The organism is Pseudomonadales bacterium (assembly GCA_041395665.1).
Taxonomy (GTDB): Bacteria; Pseudomonadota; Gammaproteobacteria; order Pseudomonadales; family UBA7239; genus UBA7239.
The window spans coordinates 365,902-385,429 of the sequence record JAWLAB010000003.1; the positions used below are offsets into that span (position 1 = coordinate 365,902).

22 protein-coding genes and 1 pseudogene are annotated in these 19,528 nt (G+C 49.7%); 12 read left to right on the forward strand and 11 right to left on the reverse strand.

The window, feature by feature from the left end:
- Positions 1–25 precede the first annotated feature (25 nt).
- Genes R3E63_06425 through R3E63_06450 form a run of 6 tightly spaced genes read left to right on the forward strand, consistent with a single transcriptional unit; the run spans position 26 to position 4,188 of the window.
- Positions 26–478, forward strand: coding sequence for a cyclic nucleotide-binding domain-containing protein (locus tag R3E63_06425; GenBank protein ID MEZ5539575.1), 453 nt, complete (start codon positions 26–28; stop codon positions 476–478).
- 14 nt (positions 479–492) lie between these two features.
- Positions 493–1,089 (forward strand): recombination mediator RecR, encoded by a 597-nt coding sequence (recR, locus tag R3E63_06430; GenBank protein ID MEZ5539576.1) that lies wholly within the window; start codon positions 493–495, stop codon positions 1,087–1,089.
- Positions 1,086–2,222 (forward strand): ribonuclease D, encoded by a 1,137-nt coding sequence (rnd, locus tag R3E63_06435; protein ID MEZ5539577.1) that lies wholly within the window; start codon positions 1,086–1,088, stop codon positions 2,220–2,222. The genes recR and rnd overlap by 4 nt, the downstream gene beginning before the upstream one ends.
- Positions 2,223–2,225: 3 nt before the next feature.
- Entirely contained in the window at positions 2,226–2,519 is a 294-nt protein-coding gene (locus R3E63_06440) for a YcgL domain-containing protein (GenBank protein MEZ5539578.1), read from the forward strand.
- The gene (locus R3E63_06445; protein ID MEZ5539579.1) at positions 2,516–2,980 is read left to right on the forward strand and encodes a hypothetical protein; all 465 of its coding nucleotides are present in this window, start codon (positions 2,516–2,518) and stop codon (positions 2,978–2,980) included. Before R3E63_06440 ends, R3E63_06445 begins: the two co-directional genes overlap by 4 nt.
- A gap of 17 nt (positions 2,981–2,997) precedes the next feature.
- On the forward strand, positions 2,998–4,188 hold the full coding sequence (locus R3E63_06450) for a TRZ/ATZ family hydrolase (protein ID MEZ5539580.1): 1,191 nt from the start codon (positions 2,998–3,000) through the stop codon (positions 4,186–4,188).
- Between the two features lie 120 nt (positions 4,189–4,308).
- Here R3E63_06450 and rlmJ read toward each other — a convergent pair whose 3' ends face one another.
- The 6 genes and pseudogenes from rlmJ to R3E63_06480 form a co-directional block, all read right to left on the reverse strand.
- Positions 4,309–5,127 (reverse strand): 23S rRNA (adenine(2030)-N(6))-methyltransferase RlmJ, encoded by an 819-nt coding sequence (rlmJ, locus tag R3E63_06455; protein MEZ5539581.1) that lies wholly within the window; start codon positions 5,125–5,127, stop codon positions 4,309–4,311.
- A gap of 3 nt (positions 5,128–5,130) precedes the next feature.
- Positions 5,131–6,306, reverse strand: coding sequence for a hypothetical protein (locus tag R3E63_06460; protein ID MEZ5539582.1), 1,176 nt, complete (start codon positions 6,304–6,306; stop codon positions 5,131–5,133).
- 6 nt (positions 6,307–6,312) lie between these two features.
- Complete coding sequence (locus tag R3E63_06465; protein MEZ5539583.1) at positions 6,313–8,022, reverse strand: methyl-accepting chemotaxis protein; 1,710 nt, start codon at positions 8,020–8,022, stop codon at positions 6,313–6,315.
- 93 nt (positions 8,023–8,115) lie between these two features.
- A pseudogene (locus R3E63_06470) lies at positions 8,116–8,888 on the reverse strand (ferredoxin--NADP reductase).
- A gap of 171 nt (positions 8,889–9,059) precedes the next feature.
- Positions 9,060–9,854, reverse strand: a complete 795-nt coding sequence (gene aat, locus R3E63_06475) for a leucyl/phenylalanyl-tRNA--protein transferase (protein MEZ5539584.1) — start codon at positions 9,852–9,854, stop codon at positions 9,060–9,062.
- Positions 9,855–9,884: 30 nt separating this feature from the next.
- Positions 9,885–10,556, reverse strand: a complete 672-nt coding sequence (locus tag R3E63_06480; GenBank protein ID MEZ5539585.1) for a cyclic nucleotide-binding domain-containing protein — start codon at positions 10,554–10,556, stop codon at positions 9,885–9,887.
- 138 nt (positions 10,557–10,694) lie between these two features.
- Between R3E63_06480 and R3E63_06485 the strand changes: the two genes are divergently transcribed.
- A complete protein-coding gene (locus R3E63_06485) occupies positions 10,695–10,937 on the forward strand; it encodes a DUF4404 family protein (GenBank protein ID MEZ5539586.1) in 243 nt (80 codons plus the stop codon).
- Positions 10,938–10,942: 5 nt separating this feature from the next.
- Here R3E63_06485 and R3E63_06490 read toward each other — a convergent pair whose 3' ends face one another.
- On the reverse strand, positions 10,943–11,824 hold the full coding sequence (locus tag R3E63_06490; GenBank protein MEZ5539587.1) for a DMT family transporter: 882 nt from the start codon (positions 11,822–11,824) through the stop codon (positions 10,943–10,945).
- Positions 11,821–12,438: a bifunctional phosphoserine phosphatase/homoserine phosphotransferase ThrH gene (gene thrH, locus R3E63_06495; protein MEZ5539588.1), complete on the reverse strand. Its 618-nt coding sequence runs from the start codon at positions 12,436–12,438 to the stop codon at positions 11,821–11,823. The genes R3E63_06490 and thrH overlap by 4 nt, the downstream gene beginning before the upstream one ends.
- A 100-nt stretch (positions 12,439–12,538) precedes the next feature.
- Between thrH and R3E63_06500 the strand changes: the two genes are divergently transcribed.
- Together R3E63_06500 and rsxB are read left to right on the forward strand one after the other, a co-directional pair.
- Complete coding sequence (locus tag R3E63_06500) at positions 12,539–13,282, forward strand: 16S rRNA (uracil(1498)-N(3))-methyltransferase (protein ID MEZ5539589.1); 744 nt, start codon at positions 12,539–12,541, stop codon at positions 13,280–13,282.
- Positions 13,282–14,355, forward strand: coding sequence for an electron transport complex subunit RsxB (rsxB, locus tag R3E63_06505; protein ID MEZ5539590.1), 1,074 nt, complete (start codon positions 13,282–13,284; stop codon positions 14,353–14,355). The genes R3E63_06500 and rsxB overlap by 1 nt, the downstream gene beginning before the upstream one ends.
- A gap of 19 nt (positions 14,356–14,374) precedes the next feature.
- Here the strand turns inward: rsxB and tadA are convergent, their stop codons facing one another.
- Together tadA and R3E63_06515 are read right to left on the reverse strand one after the other, a co-directional pair.
- On the reverse strand, positions 14,375–14,839 hold the full coding sequence (tadA, locus tag R3E63_06510; protein MEZ5539591.1) for a tRNA adenosine(34) deaminase TadA: 465 nt from the start codon (positions 14,837–14,839) through the stop codon (positions 14,375–14,377).
- 9 nt (positions 14,840–14,848) lie between these two features.
- Entirely contained in the window at positions 14,849–15,493 is a 645-nt protein-coding gene (locus R3E63_06515; protein ID MEZ5539592.1) for an OmpW family outer membrane protein, read from the reverse strand.
- Positions 15,494–15,688: 195 nt separating this feature from the next.
- Here R3E63_06515 and R3E63_06520 point away from each other — a divergent pair, with 195 nt between their 5' ends.
- From R3E63_06520 to R3E63_06530, 3 genes are all read left to right on the forward strand, one after another.
- On the forward strand, positions 15,689–16,438 hold the full coding sequence (locus R3E63_06520; GenBank protein MEZ5539593.1) for a 2OG-Fe(II) oxygenase: 750 nt from the start codon (positions 15,689–15,691) through the stop codon (positions 16,436–16,438).
- On the forward strand, positions 16,435–17,073 hold the full coding sequence (gene pdxH / locus R3E63_06525) for a pyridoxamine 5'-phosphate oxidase (GenBank protein MEZ5539594.1): 639 nt from the start codon (positions 16,435–16,437) through the stop codon (positions 17,071–17,073). Before R3E63_06520 ends, pdxH begins: the two co-directional genes overlap by 4 nt.
- Positions 17,074–17,166: 93 nt before the next feature.
- The gene (locus R3E63_06530) at positions 17,167–18,336 is read left to right on the forward strand and encodes a nitronate monooxygenase family protein (protein ID MEZ5539595.1); all 1,170 of its coding nucleotides are present in this window, start codon (positions 17,167–17,169) and stop codon (positions 18,334–18,336) included.
- A 58-nt stretch (positions 18,337–18,394) separates the two neighbouring features.
- Here the strand turns inward: R3E63_06530 and R3E63_06535 are convergent, their stop codons facing one another.
- The gene (locus tag R3E63_06535; protein ID MEZ5539596.1) at positions 18,395–19,528 is read right to left on the reverse strand and encodes an ABC transporter permease; all 1,134 of its coding nucleotides are present in this window, start codon (positions 19,526–19,528) and stop codon (positions 18,395–18,397) included.

The following is a 19,528-nucleotide window of genomic DNA, read 5'->3' on the forward strand; positions in this document are numbered from 1 at the left end:
AAAAAAACAGGAGCGAGAGCGTGTTATGGATTCATTAAAAATTGTTCGTGACTGCCCTTTATTTAAGTTGCTCGATGACGAACAGTTCGCGCATATCGCTCCGCGTTTGCACATGATGGATTTAAAAGCAGGCGATGTGCTTTACAGCGAAGGCTCGCCAGCCGATACCGTTTCTATTGTGATTTCTGGCGCGTTAGAAGCCATCAAAATGAGCGTACTCGGCGGTGAAGAAACCGTGCTCAGCGAATTTGTCACTTCGGATGTGATCGGCGAAATGGCACTGCTGTCGGATCGCAAACGCTCCGCCAGTATTCGCGCACAAATCCCTTCCACCGTTGCCAGCTTTCAACGCGCCATTTACGGCACACTGGAAAGACAACGCCCTGATATTGCCTTGCTGGTGATGAAATCTGTCGCACGAATTCTCGCGGTGCGCTTGCAAGATACTTCCGCTGATCTTGCGGATGTTTGCGCGTAATTTTGTTTTTGTACGTGTCATTCAGCCCACTGATTGATGAATTGATTAACGCGCTGCGCTGCTTGCCTGGCGTCGGCCCAAAATCCGCACAACGCATGGCGTTTCAGTTATTGCAGCATCGCCGCGACAACGCACTTAAAACCGCTAAAACTTTAGAGCGCGCACTGGAAAATGTTGGGCAGTGCAGCGAATGCCGCACGCTCACCGAGCAAACACTGTGTGAAATTTGCAGCAATCCGCGCCGCAATCGCAAACAGTTGTGCGTGGTCGAAACACCTATTGATGCGCTGGCGATTGAAACAGCAGGCACTTTTAGCGGCCTATATTTTGTTTTGCACGGCAAGTTGTCACCGATTGATGGCATCGGCCCCACTGACATCGGCATTCCACAGCTGATGCAACGCCTCGAACAAGAGCCGGCCGACGAATTAATTTTGGCAACCAACGCCACACTCGAAGGCGAAGCCACCGCGCACTACATCGCTGACCGCGCGCGTGCGCTGTCCATTCGTTGTACGCGCATTGCACACGGCGTGCCGCTGGGCGGCGAGTTGGAATTTGTCGATGGCGGCACGCTGTCGCACGCCTTATCCGGTCGCACACAAATATGAAATCCATTGCTGATGATTGCTACTACATCGCCAGCAACAGTGAACTGACGCAAGCAGCAGAGAGTTGGCAGCACGCAAAAGTGTTGGGCGTAGACACAGAATTTATTCGTGTCGATACTTTTTATCCCATCCCTGCATTGATGCAAATCAGTGATGGCAAGCAATGCTGGTTGATCGATGTATTGTGCATTGATGATTTTTCATCTCTGCACGCCATTCTCACCGCGCCACACATCACAAAAATTATTCACGCCGCCAGCGAAGATTTAGAAGTTTTTGAGCAACTGCTCGGTGTATTTCCCGCGCCTTTATTTGATACGCAAATCGCCGCTGCATTTTGTGGTTATGGTGCATCGGTGGGTTACAGCAAATTAGTGCAAGAACTGTTAGGCATCGAGCTTTCCAAAGAACAATGTCGATCCGATTGGCTCGCTCGCCCACTCAGCGCCGAACAATTGCATTACGCCTGTCTCGATGTGCTGTATTTGCCTGCGTTATATCAATCACTGCAAGCCTCATTAACACAATTGCAGCGCTGCGATTGGGCTGCGGAAGAAAATACACGCCAGCAAGAGCGCTGCCGAGAGTTGCGCACCACCAACTACAACTGGGAAAAAATCAATAACGCTTGGCGATTAAATCCCAGCGAGCAGCAGCGACTTTGGCATTTAGTCTTAGGGCGCGATGCGCTGGCGCGACAGCACAACAAAGCGCGTAATCACATCGCCAAAGATTTTGCACTGCTGGCGCTCGCACAACGCCCACCGGCACAAGTAGCGGCACTGTATAGCATGGACGGCTTGCATCCTTCGGCCGTGCGTCAATTTGGCGCGCAGTTATTGCAACTAGCGCAGAAAACGCCGAACGATCTTGCCCATCCAGAATTACCTCTGCCGCTCAGCAAGGCAGAAAACGAGTATGTAAAAAAACTGCGCGCACTCACCGAACAAATTGCCAACGGTTTGCAGCTTCCGCCTGAGTTGCTCGCCAAAAAACTAGAAATGGAACAAACCGTCAGACACTATCTCGCGCAACGCCCACTCGATGAAACAGCGCTGCCCAGCCGCTTTCAAGGCTGGCGCAAAAATATCGTAGGCGCAGCATGGTTAGATGAAATGCGCGCTTGGAGTTAAATAATGAGTCGCTTGATTGAAATATTCCGCAGTCCGCGCGAAGAAGGCCTTTACTTGTTCGTCGATCGAAAAGAAGGTCTCGCTCGCGTACCCGAAGTTTTGTTAGCGCGTTTTGGCAAACCAGAAAGCGCTATGATTTTGAATTTAGAACCCACACGCAAACTGGCACGCGCCAATGCAGAAACTGTATTAGCCGCTATCAACGAGCAGGGATTTTATTTGCAGATTCCACCACTGCCCGATAGCGAAATGTTTGCCGTGCGTGTCAACAACCAAAAGTTGGAGCAAAAACTATGACCGCTGCCGATATTGAACTCGCCAAAATGGTCTACCTCGCTAGCGCCCTCGGCATAGTGCTGTTTACCAGCATGATTCTGCGCGGCTTGTGGCGGCCGCTGCGTTTTTTATTAATTTCTGTGGCAATCAGCATTTTTTTCACACCCTACTTTCTCACACAAAAAATGCCTGACGGTTCTGAGCAAAACATAGTCCCGTCTTTTGTTGTGACGCTACACAAAGCGGCAGAAGACAGAGAGCGCTGGCGCGAAATTATCCACGAAATAGGCAAACCAATTGCTTTTATGGGCATTGTCAATGCAAGTATTGCTTTGATACTAGCCGTTGCCTTGCCAAAACCACGAAAAAAAATAAAATCAGCGAACCCCAAGAAAGAAAAAAAAGCTAAGCAAAAAAAATCGCAAAACCCGTACCTACCTGATGATTTTGAGCCTACTACTTCACAATCGTCCTCAACCTAACAATAGACAGCATATTCATGATCAACACCCTCCTTCACTGCCGCTATTTGATTCCTGTCATCCCAGAAAATTGCGTGCTGGAAAATTACAGCATCGCTATTACCAATGGCGTTATTACGGATTTATTGCCGCGCCTTGAAGCAGAAAAAAAATATGCGGATGTCACCGCCATCGAACTAGATCAACACATTGTGTTGCCCGGCTTGATCAATGCACACGGTCACGCTGCCATGAGTTTATTGCGCGGTTATGCCAATGATTTAGCGTTAATGGATTGGCTCAACGATCACATTTGGCCGACCGAAGCGCAATGGGTCAGCGATGCTTTTGTATTTGATGGCGCACAATTAGCCATCGGCGAAATGATTAAAAGCGGTACCACTTGTTTCAGTGATATGTATTTTTTTCCTGAAGCCACTGCGCGCGCTGTGCAAAGTAGCGGTATGCGCTGCCAACTCAGTTTTCCTATTTTCAAATTTCCATCGAACTGGGGATCAGGCTCACAGGAGTACATCTCAAAAGGTTTGGCACTACACGATCTGTATCGCGATTCCGATCGCATCAAAATTGCTTTTGGTCCACACGCTCCTTACACGGTGGATGATGCCAGTATTGAAAAAGTAGTGATGCTGGCCGACGAGTTGGATGCCGGTATTCAAATTCATTTGCACGAAACGGCGTTTGAAGTGGAAAGTTCCGTGCAAGAAATTGGCATGCGCCCGATTGAACGGCTGCGCAAATTAGGCGCCCTGACACCGCGCACGCAATGCGTACACATGACAGCGCTTAACGACGCCGACATACAAACGATCAGCAGTCACGGCTGCCATGTCATTCACTGCCCTGAATCCAATTTGAAATTGGCTAGCGGTTTTTGTCTTGTCGATACGCTGCAAAAAAACAATATCAATGTTGCGTTAGGCACTGACGGCGCGGCCAGTAATGATGATCTCGATTTGTTTGCTGAATTGCGTACGGCTGCACTGCTAGCAAAAGCCGTTGCCAATGATGCTACCGCGCTGCCCGCACACGCCGCGGTGCGCATGGCCACCATCAACGGCGCGCGCGCATTGGGTATGGAACAGTTAATCGGCAGTTTAGAAATTGGCAAACAGGCGGATATCACCGCTGGCGCATCGACACACTGTGCGCACAACCGCTACACGATGCCGTCACTGGTTTACACCAGCAGCGGCTCGCGGTGTTGATGTGTGGGTAGGCGGAAAACGCCTCCTGAGAATCGTCAGTTGACGACTTTGGATGAAAGCGAATTGATACAGCGCACGATGAGCTGGTCAGAAAAATTCAAGCGGCTTCCAACAAAAAATCTACACAATAACTGCCACTCTCCGGCGAAGGTGTTTTGCTAACCACGGCAAGGTCTCTCGCATAGCGGCCGCCAGCGGCCACGGCGGGTTGATCACTAACATCCCGCTGCCTGCCATCCCTGCGCCGTTAGGCTCTCGTGTTAACCACTCAATTTTCAGCAAACTTTTCATCGGCAATGCGGCAATTTTTTTAATCATTTTTTCTGCGCGCTTCGCTTCTACCACGGGATACCAAACTAAATACACGCCTGTTGCAAAGCGTTTTAATGCATCGTCTAGCGCTTGAATAATCGCCGCCTCTTCACCCATCGTTTCATAGCTGGGATCCAACAACACCACACCGCGCCGCTCTTTCGGTGGCAATGCCGCTTTTAGTGCCGCGTAACCGTTCGTTTTTTGCACGCGCACATTGGAAAAATGTTTGCAGTTTTCGGCGAGCGATGCGTATTCCTGTGGATGCAATTCCGAAGCAAACAGTCGATCACTGCCGCGCAACATTTTCTGCGCTAACAACAAAGAACCCGCGTAGTAGCGCAAATGCCCGCCTTCGTTAAAAGCACGCAACGCCTGCAAATACGGCGTTAACGCAGCAGGCGCACTACTCGCCGTACGCCACAGTGTTTCAATGCCATCACGGTATTCGCTAGTTTTTTGTGCGATAGGATGCGTTAAATCGTAAAGCCCGCGACCGGCGTGCATATCGTGAAAATACAGCGGCTTGTCCTTCTGCAGCAGATAATCCAACACATAACAAAGCACTGCGTGCTTCAACACATCCGCCACATTGCCTGCATGAAAACCGTGTTGATAACTGAGCATAAACTATTTCGACAAATACGCCATGGCGCGATCAAGACCAGAGATCGTCAGCGGAAACATACGATTCTCCACCAAGTCGCACACCAACTTGATACTGTGCGTGCGCGGCCAATACTCCTCTGGCATCGGGTTTAACCACACCAATTTGGGATAGGTTTCTGCCATGCGCTGCATCCACACCGCGCCGGCTTCTTCATTGTGATACTCGATATTGCCGCCGATATGGGTGATTTCATAAGGCGCCATACTGGCATCGCCGACAAATACTACTTTGTAATCTGCCGCGTATTTATGCATCACATCCAACACCGCTGTTTTTTCCGAAAAGCGGCGCACATTATTTTTCCACACAAAGTCATAAATAAAATTGTGAAAATAAAAGTATTCCAGATGTTTGAACTCAGAGCGCACGGCAGAAAATAATTCCTCGCACATTTCGATGTGCGGATCCATCGAACCGCCGATATCAAAAAACATCAGTACCTTCACCGCGTTATGCCGCTCCGGCACCATACGAATATCCAACAAACCTGCGTTGCGTGCGGTTGAGCGAATGGTGTCATCAATATCCAATTCTTCGTTAGCGCCTTGGCGCGCAAATTTTCGCAAACGCTTTAATGCCACTTTGATATTGCGCGAGCCTATTTCCGTTGAATCATCCAAATCACGGAATTGCCGTTTCTCCCACACTTTCACTGCGCGGCGATTCTTACTCTCACCACCCACGCGAATCCCTTCTGGGTTGTAACCATTATTACCAAACGGCGAAGTGCCACCTGTGCCTATCCATTTATTGCCACCTTCATGGCGCTCTTTTTGTTCGGCGAGGCGCTTTTTGAATTCTTCAATCAGCTTCTCTAAACCGCCCAAAGACTGAATCTGCTTCTTTTCCTCTTCGCTGAGGTTTTTTTCAAATTGCTGCCGCAGCCATTCATCAGGAATCATGACTGAAATTAAATCATCAACCGTTTGCATATCTTTGAAATAGCGACCGAAAGCTTGATCGAAGCGATCAAAGTATTTTTCGTCTTTCACCAAACAGGTGCGCGCCAAAATATAAAAATCATCCATGTTGGCAAAAGCCAGATGATTCTCAAGCGCCTCCAGCAGAACCAGCAACTCCTTAATAGATACAGGAACACCGGCATTTTTTAGCGTATAAAAGAAATTAACCAGCATAAATAGCTACTTTAATTTGAAAAACAAAGCCTGATCCCTGAGGCGCTGAATTTTTTCGTTCATTTCTTGCACTGATTGAGACAGCACTTCAGAAGTTTCTGCGCTTTTATGCGTTGAGCTCTCTATCTGCGTAACCGCGATAGTGATTTGCTCGACACCACTCTGCTGTTCTTCAGAAGCATTGGTGATTTCGCGCACCAATTCAGAGGTTTGTACAACTTGCGGCACTATTTCATCGAGAATAGCTGATGCCTTTTCTGCCACCTGCATAACATTGGTTGAAAGATCACTGATTTCATACGCCGTTTCTTTACTGCGCTCGGCCAGCTTTCTCACTTCACCCGCCACCACCGCGAAGCCGCGACCGTGTTCACCCGCGCGCGCCGCTTCAATTTCTGCGTTCAATGCCAACAAATTCGTGGTGTGTGCAATTTCATCAATCAACAGAATTTTTTCTGCGATTTTTTTCATCTCAACAACTGCCTGCCCCACTACATGGCTGCTGGAGCGTACATTGTCGGCAGACTGCGAGGCGATTTGCTCGGTAGCACGCGCATTGTCTGCATTGCGCGCAATGGTCACGCTCATTTGCTCCAGAGCAGCAGAAGTTTCTTCCACGCTAGCTGCTTGTTCGCTCGCACTATGACTGACATCCGCTGCACTATTTAAAATATGGCTCACACCAGTACTTAAATGATCAATGGTGTCATTCACTTGCAACAACACCGACTGCTGCTTACTGATAAATGCATTAAAAGCATCAGCTAATTCACCCAATTCATCATTGGTGGTTTTTTTCAAACGGCGCGTAAAATCACCTTGCCCTTGATGCAAGTCCTGTGCGGCATCAATCAATGCTCGAATAGGTCGTACCAAAATGCGTTTTGAAATGAGATAAGTGCCTAAATAAATAAAAAATCCAGGAATCAGCGACACCAGTGTGATGAGGATTTGTATGTATTCGTAAGGCATATCCGCATTCGCTTTATTCACTTCAGCGACAACAAGCCACGGAAAATTTAGCGTTCTTAAAGGTGTAGCTGCACCGTAAACGGCTTGGTCTTTGTTGTTGTTATAGTGCTGCAAACGCGCCACACCAAAATTTGAAACCATGACTCGCGCTTGCCACTGCGCTTCTGTTTCTACACGCACTTGATCTGCAATATCCACAGGAAATTGCGCTGCCAAAAGCGCCCCTTGCATCAATACAGCCACACGCACACCAGACACAACAACCGGCGCCAATACCAACACGCCTTCATCATTACCCGCCACAGCAGGCATCGGTAATATCAATGGTTCATCGCTGCTCAATTGCGTTTGTGCCGCAATTGCCAACATACGCTCAGAAAGATTGCCTGAAGCAAGAATTGGCTTACTGCTATTGAGCAGTAACAACAATACATTTTCATTGGCCTGCAGTTGCAAAGCCGTTTGCTGTTCAGCAGTCATCACGCCACTGTGCACAGCTTCTGTCACTTGTGGACTAGCTGCGCGCCATTGCGCTTGTGTTTTCATGAATTGCGTTTTCAATACCGCTTGATTAGCGGCGATCGTTGCCACATAACTGCGATCGCGCAAAATACTTTCGCTGACATAAGTGTTGTAAGCGTAAGTCGCCAATAGCGACACAACAGTCACTGTCACACTGATACACGCCATCTGTATCAGCACCAATTTCCAACCCAGCGAGAGACTTTGTAATTTTTTTAGCATGATATTTCCCTGACACAAAAAAGGATCCGTGTACTGTCGTTACACTGTAACAACGGCACACGGATCCTGCCAAGCTTTCCTAAACGCTGCGAATTATTTTTCGACGAAAGCACGCTCAATCGCGTAGTCGCCAGGCTCGCCCATACGAGGAGACTCTTTCAAGCCCAAGCCGTTGAGTACATTGCACAGGTCCACCAACAATGCAGGACTGCCACACATCAGAGCGCGGTCATCTTGTGGATTGATCTGTGGCAAACCAATATCGGCCGACAACTTACCGCTCACAATCAAATCCGTTAGACGGCCTTGGTTGCGGAAAGGCTCGCGCGTTACTGTTGGGTAGTAAATCAATTTTTCTTTCACCAAATCGCCAAATCATTTTCTTGCAGTTCTTTGGTGATGTAGTCGTAGTACGCCAACTCACTTACCCAACGCACACCGTGGGTCAGGATCACTTTGTCATAGCGCTCATAGACTTCTGGGTCTTTGATGATGGACATAAACGGCGCCAAGCCTGTTCCGGTTGAGAACAGATACAGGTGTTTGCCTGGCACGAGGTTGTCTTGCACCAAGGTGCCGGTAGGTTTTTTGCTCACCAACACAGAGTCACCCACTTTGATGTTCTGTAGGCGCGAAGTCAGCGGGCCGTCTGGCACTTTAATGCTGAGAAATTCTAAATAAGGCTCGTAATTGGCACTGACGATACTGTAGGCGCGCAGTAGCGGTCGGCCTTCGACCTCCAAGCCGATCATCACAAATTGGCCGTTGATAAAACGCAACCCGTCTTCACGCGTGCATTTGAAACTGAACAAAGTGTCATTCCAGTGGTGAACTTCAAGAACACGCTCAACCGTGATATTGGACATCAGGCTTCTCTCTCTAATAACCGTTTGCCACCCAGTGACAAGACGGACGGTGGGTAAACATCGTGTAAAAAACAGGTGCGAAATGATAACGGTTACAGCTGCTACTGGAAACCTCACATTTGCAGTAGTTTCGCTGCCATTGTTGATATCTGCACAGAAATTTGCGCTATCTCAAGTTCTGCAGGGTTGAATCAGCTTGGCTGAGAAAGGCGCCCAACTGCCCAAGTAGCCTTCTTGAGCGGTTAATGATTCGATGAGAGCCAAATAGTTGTCGCGCCAAATCTGCAACGCGCCCAATGATGCGGTGTGGTGATTGAGCACCTGTGAATCCAACAGCGGAAAGCCCAGCTCTGCCAATAACATTCCCAATGCTGCAAACGCCAGTTTCGACGCTCCGCTCTCGCGGCAAAACATGGACTCACCACAAAACAAACGCCCGATCGCCACGCCATAAATCCCGCCGACCAAACGCTCGCCCTCCCAGACTTCCACACTGTGCGCGTAGCCAGCGCGATGTAACGCACAGTAGGCATCGATCATATCCGGCACCAACCAAGTGCCATCGTTCGCATCGCGCGGCTCTGCGCAGCCACGAATCACGCCTGCAAAATCCTGATCCACCGTGAGATGCCAATGCTTGCCGCGCAATGCACGACGCAAGCTGCGGTTGATTTGAATATTGCCCGTGAGAAAAACGCTGCGCGGATCGGGCGACCACCATTTGATCGGCTCACCTTCGCCGTACCAAGGAAAAATACCTTGCTGATACGCTGCGAGCAAGCGCGCTACCGACAAATCGCCGCCCAGCGCGAGCAAGCCTTGGGCTTGCGCTTCGTTGTGAGGAGGAAACAGTGAGCAGTTCTTGGCATCCAAAATTGCCAAATCGTGGTCATTTGTACGATCAAACCAAGGATGATCGGAACAATCGCTCAAGCGCTGCAATATCACTTTGGTGCTACGAGGCATAAGTCTGCCTCAATACCACAACAATACGAACTAGATCGCTGCGCCTCTGTCCTGCGGTTTAGGCTCTCTTGCAATCAATTCGTGATTCCATTCAGAAATCAGCGCGGTGAGCTGCATGATCTGGCGCTCCAAACTCTGCAACTCTTGTTCGGTCATTTTTTTGCCGATAAAAATTTCCACTTCTTTGCTTTTTTGTGTCAGCGGATGCGTCGGAAAATCCATACGATACACTTCCAGCTGCCAGCGCGTGTTATTCACCACTGTACGATACAAAGACAACTTGGTGGTGAGATTAAAAGTCGAAAAATCCAGCAAATCCCCTAAACCGGCGAGATCTACCGCAATCAACAACGCACCAGAGCAACCGGGTGTTACGGCCACCGTCGCAGTGCGCGGCTGATGACAAATAATCGACAGCGCACCAAAGCTCTGTCCTGGTGTGATTTTATTTAATTCACGATCGCGGTGCTGACTGTCTGCATAAACAGATAACTGCCCTTTCAATAAAAAGAAATAGCGGCTATCCATTTCGCCAGCGTTAATGATGGCTTCTTCTTGTACTAATTCAATGAACTGGGTGCGGTTCATCAACAGGGCAAATTGTGCGGGGTCATTCAAACGCATTTCGCGCACAAAGTTGATGCCACTGAGGAAGTTGTCAGCAACATCCTGCGGGTAGTCGCGCATAGGGATAACTTTCATCGACCGTCCTTTCTATTGATCCAAAAACACTCGGTGTAGATTCTAGCCGATAGCGTCGCGCCATGTTGAGCCAACAAAGCGTTAAACTTCGAGGGAAGTTTCCATCATCCGCTAAAAGAGCGAAGAACGAGGTGCCTTATGCCTAAGCAACAACTTGAAAACCTGATGACTCGCCTGCACGAGACCTTTGCCTCCAGCGAGGTCAGCCCGCAACAACAGCAACTCATGGCAGATTTACAACGCCACATCGCCACCGGCAAAGGTGATCCATCGCTGCATGACTCTGCCAATGTATTGCTAGAGGAATTGGAAATTGATCATCCGAAAGCGGCGGCGGTTCTGCGTGAAATCATTGAAACGCTAGGACGACTGGGACTCTGAGCGGCTTAAACCTGCGCTGGGGCTTCGACCGCTTTTCCCTGCCGCATCACCAACAGTGCCGATGCAAAAATTAAAACCGTGCCTCCAATGGCATACGCATCTGGCACTTCGCCCCACAGCAACCAACCCCAAACACCCGCCAACAGCACAGTGAGATAACTGACTGGCGCAATTTGCGCGGCGGGCGCAGAACCGTAAGCCAAAGACATCAACCACTGCGCTAATGTATTCACGCCGCCAATGCCCACTAATAGCAACCAACCGCGCGCATCTGGCCACTGCGGATGCCAAAAAAATGGCAACGCTGAAATGATTGTGCTGAGCAAAGTGAAATAAAACACCACGCGCATCGGCGGTTCACTCACCGACAATTTGCGCACCGAAACAAATGCCAATGCGGTAAACAAAGTGCAAGACAAACCGACAGGCGCCATCCAATAAAAATGTTCGCCGCCAGGCTTCAACACTAAAGTCACACCTGCCAAACCGACAAGAACCACCGCATAAATTCGTGCTGTTATCGCTTCACCCAAAAACCAATGCGCCAACAGCGGCACAATGACGGGAGCGGAATACACAAACAACATCGCATCTGCCAACGAAAAATGTGCCAGCGAATAAAAATACAAATACATCGCCGTTAAACCGACAACTGTTCGTATTACATGCCAGTGCATCATGTCAGTTTTGAGCGGCGCAATGCCGTGACGCATCTGACGCAACAACCAAGGCAGTAAAAACAGCAACCCCGTTAGATTGCGCCAAAATACCGTGGCGTTATTGTCCAATTGCGTGGAGACCAAGCGTACCAGCACACCCGTAATGGCATAGCAAAATGCGGTGGCAGCGAGAAAAAGCGCACCACGCAATACATTGTGCTTACTCACAATTCAAGTGAACGACTGCTGGCTTTTATAAATTCCTTTTTCAACGCTTCGTAACTGTGCACGGCAGGGAATTGCGGAAATTCACGAATCACATTGTCAGGCGCATGAAACAAGATACCTGCATCCGCTTCGGACAACATGCCGGTATCGTTATACGAATCACCTGCCGCAATCGTGCGGTAGTACAAACTTTTTAGCGCGACAATCGTTTGGCGTTTCGGGTTGCGTTGACGAATGTGATAATCCACCACATGCCCTTTGTCATCCACTTCTAAGTTGTGACAAAACAACAAGGGATAACCCAACTGCCGCATCAAAGGCTGCGCAAATTGATAAAAAGTATCGGAGATAATTGCCACTTGGAATCGTTCACGCAGCCAAGTGACAAACTCCACCGCGCCCGGCAGTGGTTGTAATTGCGCAATCACTGCTTGAATTTGCGGCAAGCCATAACCGTGCTGATCCAACAAACGCAAGCGCTGCTGCATTAACACATCGTAATCGGGAATATCGCGCGTGGTGGCACGCAGTTCATCGATGCCCGTGTGCTCGGCAAAGGCAATCCAAATTTCTGGAACCAATACACCTTCAAGGTCTAAACAAGCAATTTCCACAACGATGCTCTCTCACGCAAAACAGCCCATATTTTATCAGCAAAAACACGCACCACCCGTATAATGGAAAGCCCTTTGCAATACTGCGCCATTCAATCCCGTGAACCTTATTTTGCTGACAGAAAGCGATTTCACCGCTACCTCGCAATGTGTTTTGCGTGATGCGCGCGCGCTGCATATCACCAGCATTCTCAAAAGCAAGCTGGGCGACACACTCAAAGTGGGATTACTCAACGGCAAGATGGGTAGCGCTAGTATTCAAACCATCACACAGCAAGGCAAAGCCGCTGAAGTCGCACTGTACGATGTGCAGCTCAACCAAGCACCTCCTGCACCACTGGCGATCACACTTTTTCTCGCACTGCCGCGCCCGCGCATGCTGGGTCGCTTGTTGCGTGATGTCACCAGCTTAGGCGTAAAAAATATTCATTTATTTCACAGCAAAAAAGTGGAAAACAGTTTTTGGCAAACGCCAGAACTCACGCCCGACAGCATTCACCATCGTTTATTGGATGGCTTGACGCAGGCGCGCGACACGGCATTGCCCACCGTGCACTTGCATCGCACATTTCGCGAAGTGTTAGACACACAATTACCGACACTACTCACCACACACACTGGCGTTTTGGCAGATCCTTTTTCGCCGCGCGCCACACCATCACTTACGCCGCAAAAACCCATTGCTTTATTGATTGGTCCTGAAGGTGGATTTACTGACGAAGAACGCACACAAATTTTAGAGATCGGCTGTCAACCGCTTTGGTTGGGCAGTCGCATTTTGCGCGTAGAAACTGCCGTGCATAACGCAATCGGGCGTTTGAGTGATCATTGGGAGTTACCGTGATGAGTAGCTCTTTAATTCCCACTGTAAATCTCACGCTCGCCGACAAAATTGATGCCATCTTGCCACAAACACAATGCACAAAATGTGGTTACCAAGGTTGTCGCCCTTATGCGGAAGCCATCGCTGCGGGTGATGCCATTAACAAATGCCCTCCGGGCGGTGCTGAAGGCATTCAGAAACTAGCACAGTTATTGGATCGCCCTGTTGTTCCACTTGACACCACACACGGCGAGGAACCTGCGCAATTGGAAGTCGCTTTTATTCGCGAACCCGAATGTATCGGCTGCACCAAATGTATTCAGGCTTGCCCTGTGGATGCCATCCTCGGTGCAGCAAAATTGATGCACACCATCGTCAGCGATATTTGCACCGGCTGCGAATTGTGTGTTGCACCCTGCCCTGTGAATTGCATAGAAATGGTGCCTGCAGTACTGCAAAAACCGACAAAAACGGAAGTACGAGTGAAAGCGGATTTATCGCGTGAACGCTTCCAACGCCGCAACGCGCGTTTGCAAAAACAAAACGAAAATAAAATTATGCGCCGCAAAATCGCCAGCGAAAAAGCAGATTCCATTGCCGCCGCCCTGCAATTAGCGCAGGAAAAACAGCGCGCCTACGAACAAGCTGCACAGCAAACGCCAGAGTTATTGCGCGAAAAACTGGAGAAAACTTTAGCTTCAGCCTTAGAGCGCTTCGAGCGCGCCGAAGTCAAAGTGCGTGAGGCAGAGAAAAAAACGCCGGAGCAAGTACCAGCGCTGTCGGCACGGCGCGAAGACATGCGCTTCAAAGTGGATGAAGTGCGCAAAAAACTCGCCGCGCTGGATCAACCCACAACATCTCCCACTGCTGCCGCGCAAGCTGCACTCGAAAAAATGCAAGCCCTGCGACAGCGCAAACCCAACAGCGAACGCTTTGCTGAAGGTTTAGCCGTTATCGACGAAAAAATAAAAACCATCAAAACCTCTCTGGAAACAGCGCAAGGTGATGAAGCGTTTTTCTTGCAGGAAGATTTAGCGCGCCTTGAGAAAAAGCGCAGCACCGTATTGGAAGAAATGAAGAGCGAGAAGAAATGAAGAATGAGTCGTCGGGCAATTAACTCGAACGACGACTGCGAAAAAACTCGCGCATCACTTCTGCACATTCATCTTGCAACACACCACCTTCACAACGCACTAAATGATTGAAGTGCGGCGCGGCAAATAAATTCATCTGACTTTCTACTACGCCGGCTTTGGGTTCGGTTGTGCCATACACCACGCGCGCGACGCGTGCATGTACCAAAGCACCAGCGCACATCGTGCAAGGTTCGACCGTGACATAGAGCGTGGTATTGAGTAGCCGATAGTTATCAACGCGTTTTGCTGCATCGCGCAGCGCCATGATTTCAGCGTGCGCAGTCGGGTCTTGCGTGCTGATCGGGCAATTAAATCCTTCACCGATAATTTCGCCGTCGCGCACCAACACAGCGCCCACCGGCACTTCACCGCAAACAGCAGCGCGCCGAGCCAAGCTCAGCGCGTGTTCCATGTATTGCTTATCGAGTGCGGGATCAATCATCCCGCTATGTTAAAACCGATAGCCGATACTCGCCATGTAAACCCACACATCGGCATCCACATTGGCTTCTACTTTAGAACCAGCCAACGCACCACTTTTTACTTTGTAAGTTGCCTCGGTGTCGACACCGAAATACCAAACACCTGCATTCAGCAGCCAGTTATCCCCCAAATCAACATCCAAACCAGCTTCCAAAGCCCATCCCCACGAGTCATCAATATCCAAATCCACATCGCCACCCAGCGTGGTATTCAACTCGCCGCCAGCATCTTCACCAAAAAACCATGAATAGTTCACACCCGCGCCCACATACGGCGTGAATGCGCTGGAATTATTGAAGTAATACTGTGCCGTTAATGTTGGCGGCAGTAACCGCGTATTACCGAGATCTTTCGTCCCTAAAGCTGCACCCAAATTGGTATTGCCATGAATCGAATGTTGAAAAGGTGCAGCAGCCAACAAGCCCACACCGATGTTATCCGTCAGCATATAAGTTGCTGTTACGCCCAAGCGCGTACTGCTATCAATACTGACATTACTGCCATAGAGTGCATTGTCATTGAGCATCGGCGTTGAAATGCTGTCGATCAAAGTAACCCTCGTAGCTCCTACACGCACGATAATATCGTCTGCTTTATGGGCCTGAACCCCCATCACACAGCTTCCCAGAACCAGACCTGCTACTATTTTGTTCAACGCACTCATTTTGCACCTCAGACCATTCGGAAGATGCGATTCACCGAACCGCGAGGGCATTGGAACACGAGCTATTTCACAATTTATTGACAGAAATTAAGTATTTATTTGATTAAAAAATGTATTTTAAATAGATCAATAACAGACAATTTTATGAACACAGACCCTTTTTTTTATTTTGATCCTTCCAGCTTGCACGCTCGCGCAGAATCTTTAGCGGAAAGCTATCGCAACGCCGCTCCTTTTCCTCACGCAGTCATCGACAACCTATTGCCCGATGACATTGCACTACATCTTGCACGCGAATTTCCGGCGCGCGATTTTGCAGGTTTCCAACGCCGTGATAATCCGCACCAGGTGTTGAAACAAGCGCGTCTGCAAGAAAGTTATTTCGCAGGCGTTTCTGGTTTTGCACGCCACATGGTTCTGTTGTTTAACGATCATGTTTTTATCGACTTTTTAGAAAAACTGACAGGTATCAAAGGCATCATTCCCGATCCACATTTTTTTGGCGGCGCATTCCACCAAATTCTGCCTGGTGGAAAATTGGATATACACGCCGACTTCAATCGCGATGAACGCAGAAAATTAGATCGCCGTTTGAATGTGTTGTTGTATCTCAATGAAGATTGGCAAGAAGCATGGGGCGGCAATTTGGAATTATGGAATACAGACATGACGCGCTGCGAAAAAAAGGTGTCACCGATTTTGAATCGCTGCGTAATTTTTAATACGACAGACAGCTCTTTTCACGGCCATCCCGATCCACTCGCCTGCCCACCCGATCGCACGCGCAACTCACTGGCTTTTTACTACTACACCAACGGCCGCGATGACGGTTCCAGTGGCGAAGGACAATTCAAAACACTGTGGCGTGATAGACCTGAAGGCCAACCAACATGAAAACTTCCGATATCCGTCGCGAATACCAATACACGGAATTGCATCGTCGTGATTTAGCCAAAAATCCTTTGGTGCAATTTGCGAAATGGCTAGAAGAAGCCACACAGCATGAAGCGATTCCCGACCCCACCGCGATGGTGTTAGCAACGATCAACGCACAAGGTCAGCCTGCACAGCGCACCGTGTTGTTAAAAAATTATGACGATGCTGGTTTTACTTTTTTTACCAATTTGCAGAGTCATAAATCAGAAGATATGGTGGCGAACGCGAAAGTGTCGCTGTTGTTTCAATGGTTGCCGCAAAGCCGACAGGCGATTATTCAAGGCACGGTGCAACGCACCACGCGCACAGAAGACGAGGCTTATTTTGCCAGCCGACCACGCGCCAGCCAGCTCGCCGCTTGGGCTTCCGCGCAAAGTCATGCACTGAGTAATCGCGAACAACTGGAGAACGGCTACGCGGAAATCGAAAAACGCTTTGGCGATGCCGTCATTCCTTGCCCTGAGAACTGGGGCGGCTGGCGTGTCATCCCAACGCGCATCGAGTTCTGGCAGGGTCGCCCTTGCCGCCTACACGATCGCTTTGTGTACGAGCAGCTCGGCAATCGTTGGCAAATCCAGCGACTCGCGCCCTAGCTTTCACGAATAACGCTCGCTTGGGCATTTTCCGCAGCGTTTTGGGCTAGCCGCTTGCCGCGCACTGCCCCATAATTCTCCCCCCAATTTTTCATTTTTCCTTTCAACTTTTCTTTTCTCAACAACAGGAGCATCACCATGCAAACCGCTATTGCGAAAAAACTGGGTATCCAAGTGCCTATTTTTGCGTTCACTCATTGCCGCGATGTCGTCGTCGCCGTTTCTAAAGCAGGCGGCCTCGGCGTACTCGGCGCTGTCGGCTTCTCGCCTGAGCAGTTGAAGCAGGAATTGGACTGGATCGACCAACACATCGGCGATCATGTTTACGGCGTGGATATTGTTATCCCACAAGAATACGAAGGCATGGGCGAAATGGATCCAGCCAAGCTGGAAGAAATGCTGCAAGGCATGGTGCCGCAAGAGCACCGCGACTTCGCTGAGAAATTGCTGGCTGATCACGGCGTGCCTGCATGGCCCGATGCCAACGACAAAATGGGCTTGCTGGGCTGGAACGAAGCCATCGCCACACAGTTGGTGGATGTTGCAATGGAGCGCCCCAAGTGCCGTTTGATCGCCAACGCACTCGGCACACCACCCGCTGACATCATCAAACGCGTACAAGATTCGGGTCGTTTGATCGGCGCGCTGTGCGGCAAAGTGAAACAAGCCGTTGCCCATAAAAAAGCAGGCTTGGACTTCATCATCGCGCAAGGCGGCGAAGGTGGCGGTCACACGGGCGATGTGGGCTCTATCGTGTTGTGGCCACAAATCATTGACGCTGTGGGCGACACCCCTGTGTTGGCAGCTGGCGGTATCGGCAACGGTCGCCAAGTATTGGCGGCGATGGCGATGGGCGCGCAAGGCGTGTGGTCTGGCTCGCTGTGGCTGACCGTAGAAGAAGCGGATGCCGAGCCAGCGCAGAAAGAAACCCTGCTCAAAGCCACTTCCGAAGACACCGTGCGTTCACGCAGTTGGACCGGCAAGCCTTGCCGTATGCTGAAAAACGAATGGACCATCGCTTGGGAAACCGACGGCAATCCAAAACCACTGGGCATGCCGCTGCAAGGCTTGGTGACGGGCGATGCCATCCGCCGTACCCACAAATACGCCGCCGTGGGCGACTGCCAAAAAGTGGCATTCAACCCAGTCGGTCAAGTGGTTGGTCAAATCAACCATGTGGAAAAAAGCGGACAAGTCGTGATGCGCTTGTTGAATGAATATGTGGATGCGCTGGAAAGCGTGAATGCATTAACGGCTGAATAATTCAGTAACAAGGAACGAAAAAAATCCCGCCAAGTGCGGGATTTTTTATGCACAAAATTTACTGCTTCCCAATCACACTCCGAAACCGCAACAGCGCGCCCGTTAAAAAGCACACACCGATGGCGCTCATGGCGGCGATTTGTTTCCACACCGCCATAAAATCTGCACTACGAAATAAAACAGCAATAGAAAAATTAGTGAAGTGTGAGGATGGAATCAACAACATGAAGTAATGGATGGGTTTGGGCATCACATCCAACGGCGTTAAACCGCCAGACAGCACGGCGATCAACATTACGATCGGCAAAAATAACAAACCCAATTGTGGCATTGAGCGCGCGACGGTACCCAAAAAAACACCTATCGCAGAAATAGAAAACAAATACAGCGCCGCACCAAATAAAAACAAAGCCAGTGAACCCTGCAAAGGAATACCGAGTATGGCTTTGATAACAAACTGAATACAAAAAAACATGCCCAACAAAATGACGGTGCTGTTCGCCCACACTTTGCCCAGTGCAATTTCCACGGGGCGCAACGGCATTACCAACAAATGCTCCACCGTGCCGCGCTCGCGTTCGCGTATCAGTGCAGCGCCCGTTAAAACAATCGCCAACATCGACACAATGCTGATCATATTGGTAATGCCAAAAAACCACCCGCCGTGCAGATTGGGGTTAAACGCCACGCGCACATCCATTTTTACGGGCTGCGGAAATTGTGCTTGCGGAAAATAGTGCTTGAGCGTTTCACCCAGAATTTGCGAAATATAAGCCGCGCCATTGCCTGCTTGCGTCATTGCCGTAGCATCGACCAGCACTTGTAGCGCCGGTTTACGGCCTGCGCTGATATCCGCTTCAAAACGGCGCGGAATCCACACCACGAAGGTGTAAGTGCTGTCATCCATACGCGCAATGGCTTGATTGCCAGCCAACAACACCGGCGGTTTGAAATACGGTCGCTGCAACGCAAAAAATACTGCGCGCGACAACGGCGTGTTGTCTTCATCGACCACTGCCACGGATGCGTTGCGCATATCCATCACAGCATTTTTTGCGGGGACAATGATGAATATCGTGAACGACAACACAATCAATACACACATCACCACATCGCTGCGCAAACTCCACAGCTCTTTGATGCCGAGATGATAAATATTGATCAGGCTGCGCCACAGTGTTTTGTGCCACAT

What these genes read in the sequence shown, in the direction of transcription:
- R3E63_06440 (MEZ5539578.1), top strand. Translation starts at nt 2,226, where the DNA reads ATGAGTCGCTTGATTGAAATATTCCGCAGTCCGCGCGAAGAAGGCCTT.
- R3E63_06515 (MEZ5539592.1), bottom strand. Translation starts at nt 15,493, where the DNA reads ATGGGGGTTCAGGCCCATAAAGCAGACGATATTATCGTGCGTGTAGGA.
- R3E63_06520 (MEZ5539593.1), top strand. Translation starts at nt 15,689, where the DNA reads ATGAACACAGACCCTTTTTTTTATTTTGATCCTTCCAGCTTGCACGCT.
- rsxB (MEZ5539590.1), top strand. Translation starts at nt 13,282, where the DNA reads ATGAGTAGCTCTTTAATTCCCACTGTAAATCTCACGCTCGCCGACAAA.
- tadA (MEZ5539591.1), bottom strand. Translation starts at nt 14,839, where the DNA reads ATGATTGATCCCGCACTCGATAAGCAATACATGGAACACGCGCTGAGC.
- R3E63_06480 (MEZ5539585.1), bottom strand. Translation starts at nt 10,556, where the DNA reads ATGAAAGTTATCCCTATGCGCGACTACCCGCAGGATGTTGCTGACAAC.
- R3E63_06460 (MEZ5539582.1), bottom strand. Translation starts at nt 6,306, where the DNA reads ATGCTGGTTAATTTCTTTTATACGCTAAAAAATGCCGGTGTTCCTGTA.
- pdxH (MEZ5539594.1), top strand. Translation starts at nt 16,435, where the DNA reads ATGAAAACTTCCGATATCCGTCGCGAATACCAATACACGGAATTGCAT.
- R3E63_06450 (MEZ5539580.1), top strand. Translation starts at nt 2,998, where the DNA reads ATGATCAACACCCTCCTTCACTGCCGCTATTTGATTCCTGTCATCCCA.
- R3E63_06445 (MEZ5539579.1), top strand. Translation starts at nt 2,516, where the DNA reads ATGACCGCTGCCGATATTGAACTCGCCAAAATGGTCTACCTCGCTAGC.
- aat (MEZ5539584.1), bottom strand. Translation starts at nt 9,854, where the DNA reads ATGCCTCGTAGCACCAAAGTGATATTGCAGCGCTTGAGCGATTGTTCC.
- rlmJ (MEZ5539581.1), bottom strand. Translation starts at nt 5,127, where the DNA reads ATGCTCAGTTATCAACACGGTTTTCATGCAGGCAATGTGGCGGATGTG.
- R3E63_06465 (MEZ5539583.1), bottom strand. Translation starts at nt 8,022, where the DNA reads ATGCTAAAAAAATTACAAAGTCTCTCGCTGGGTTGGAAATTGGTGCTG.
- R3E63_06485 (MEZ5539586.1), top strand. Translation starts at nt 10,695, where the DNA reads ATGCCTAAGCAACAACTTGAAAACCTGATGACTCGCCTGCACGAGACC.
- rnd (MEZ5539577.1), top strand. Translation starts at nt 1,086, where the DNA reads ATGAAATCCATTGCTGATGATTGCTACTACATCGCCAGCAACAGTGAA.
- R3E63_06535 (MEZ5539596.1), bottom strand. Translation starts at nt 19,528, where the DNA reads ATGTGGCACAAAACACTGTGGCGCAGCCTGATCAATATTTATCATCTC.
- R3E63_06425 (MEZ5539575.1), top strand. Translation starts at nt 26, where the DNA reads ATGGATTCATTAAAAATTGTTCGTGACTGCCCTTTATTTAAGTTGCTC.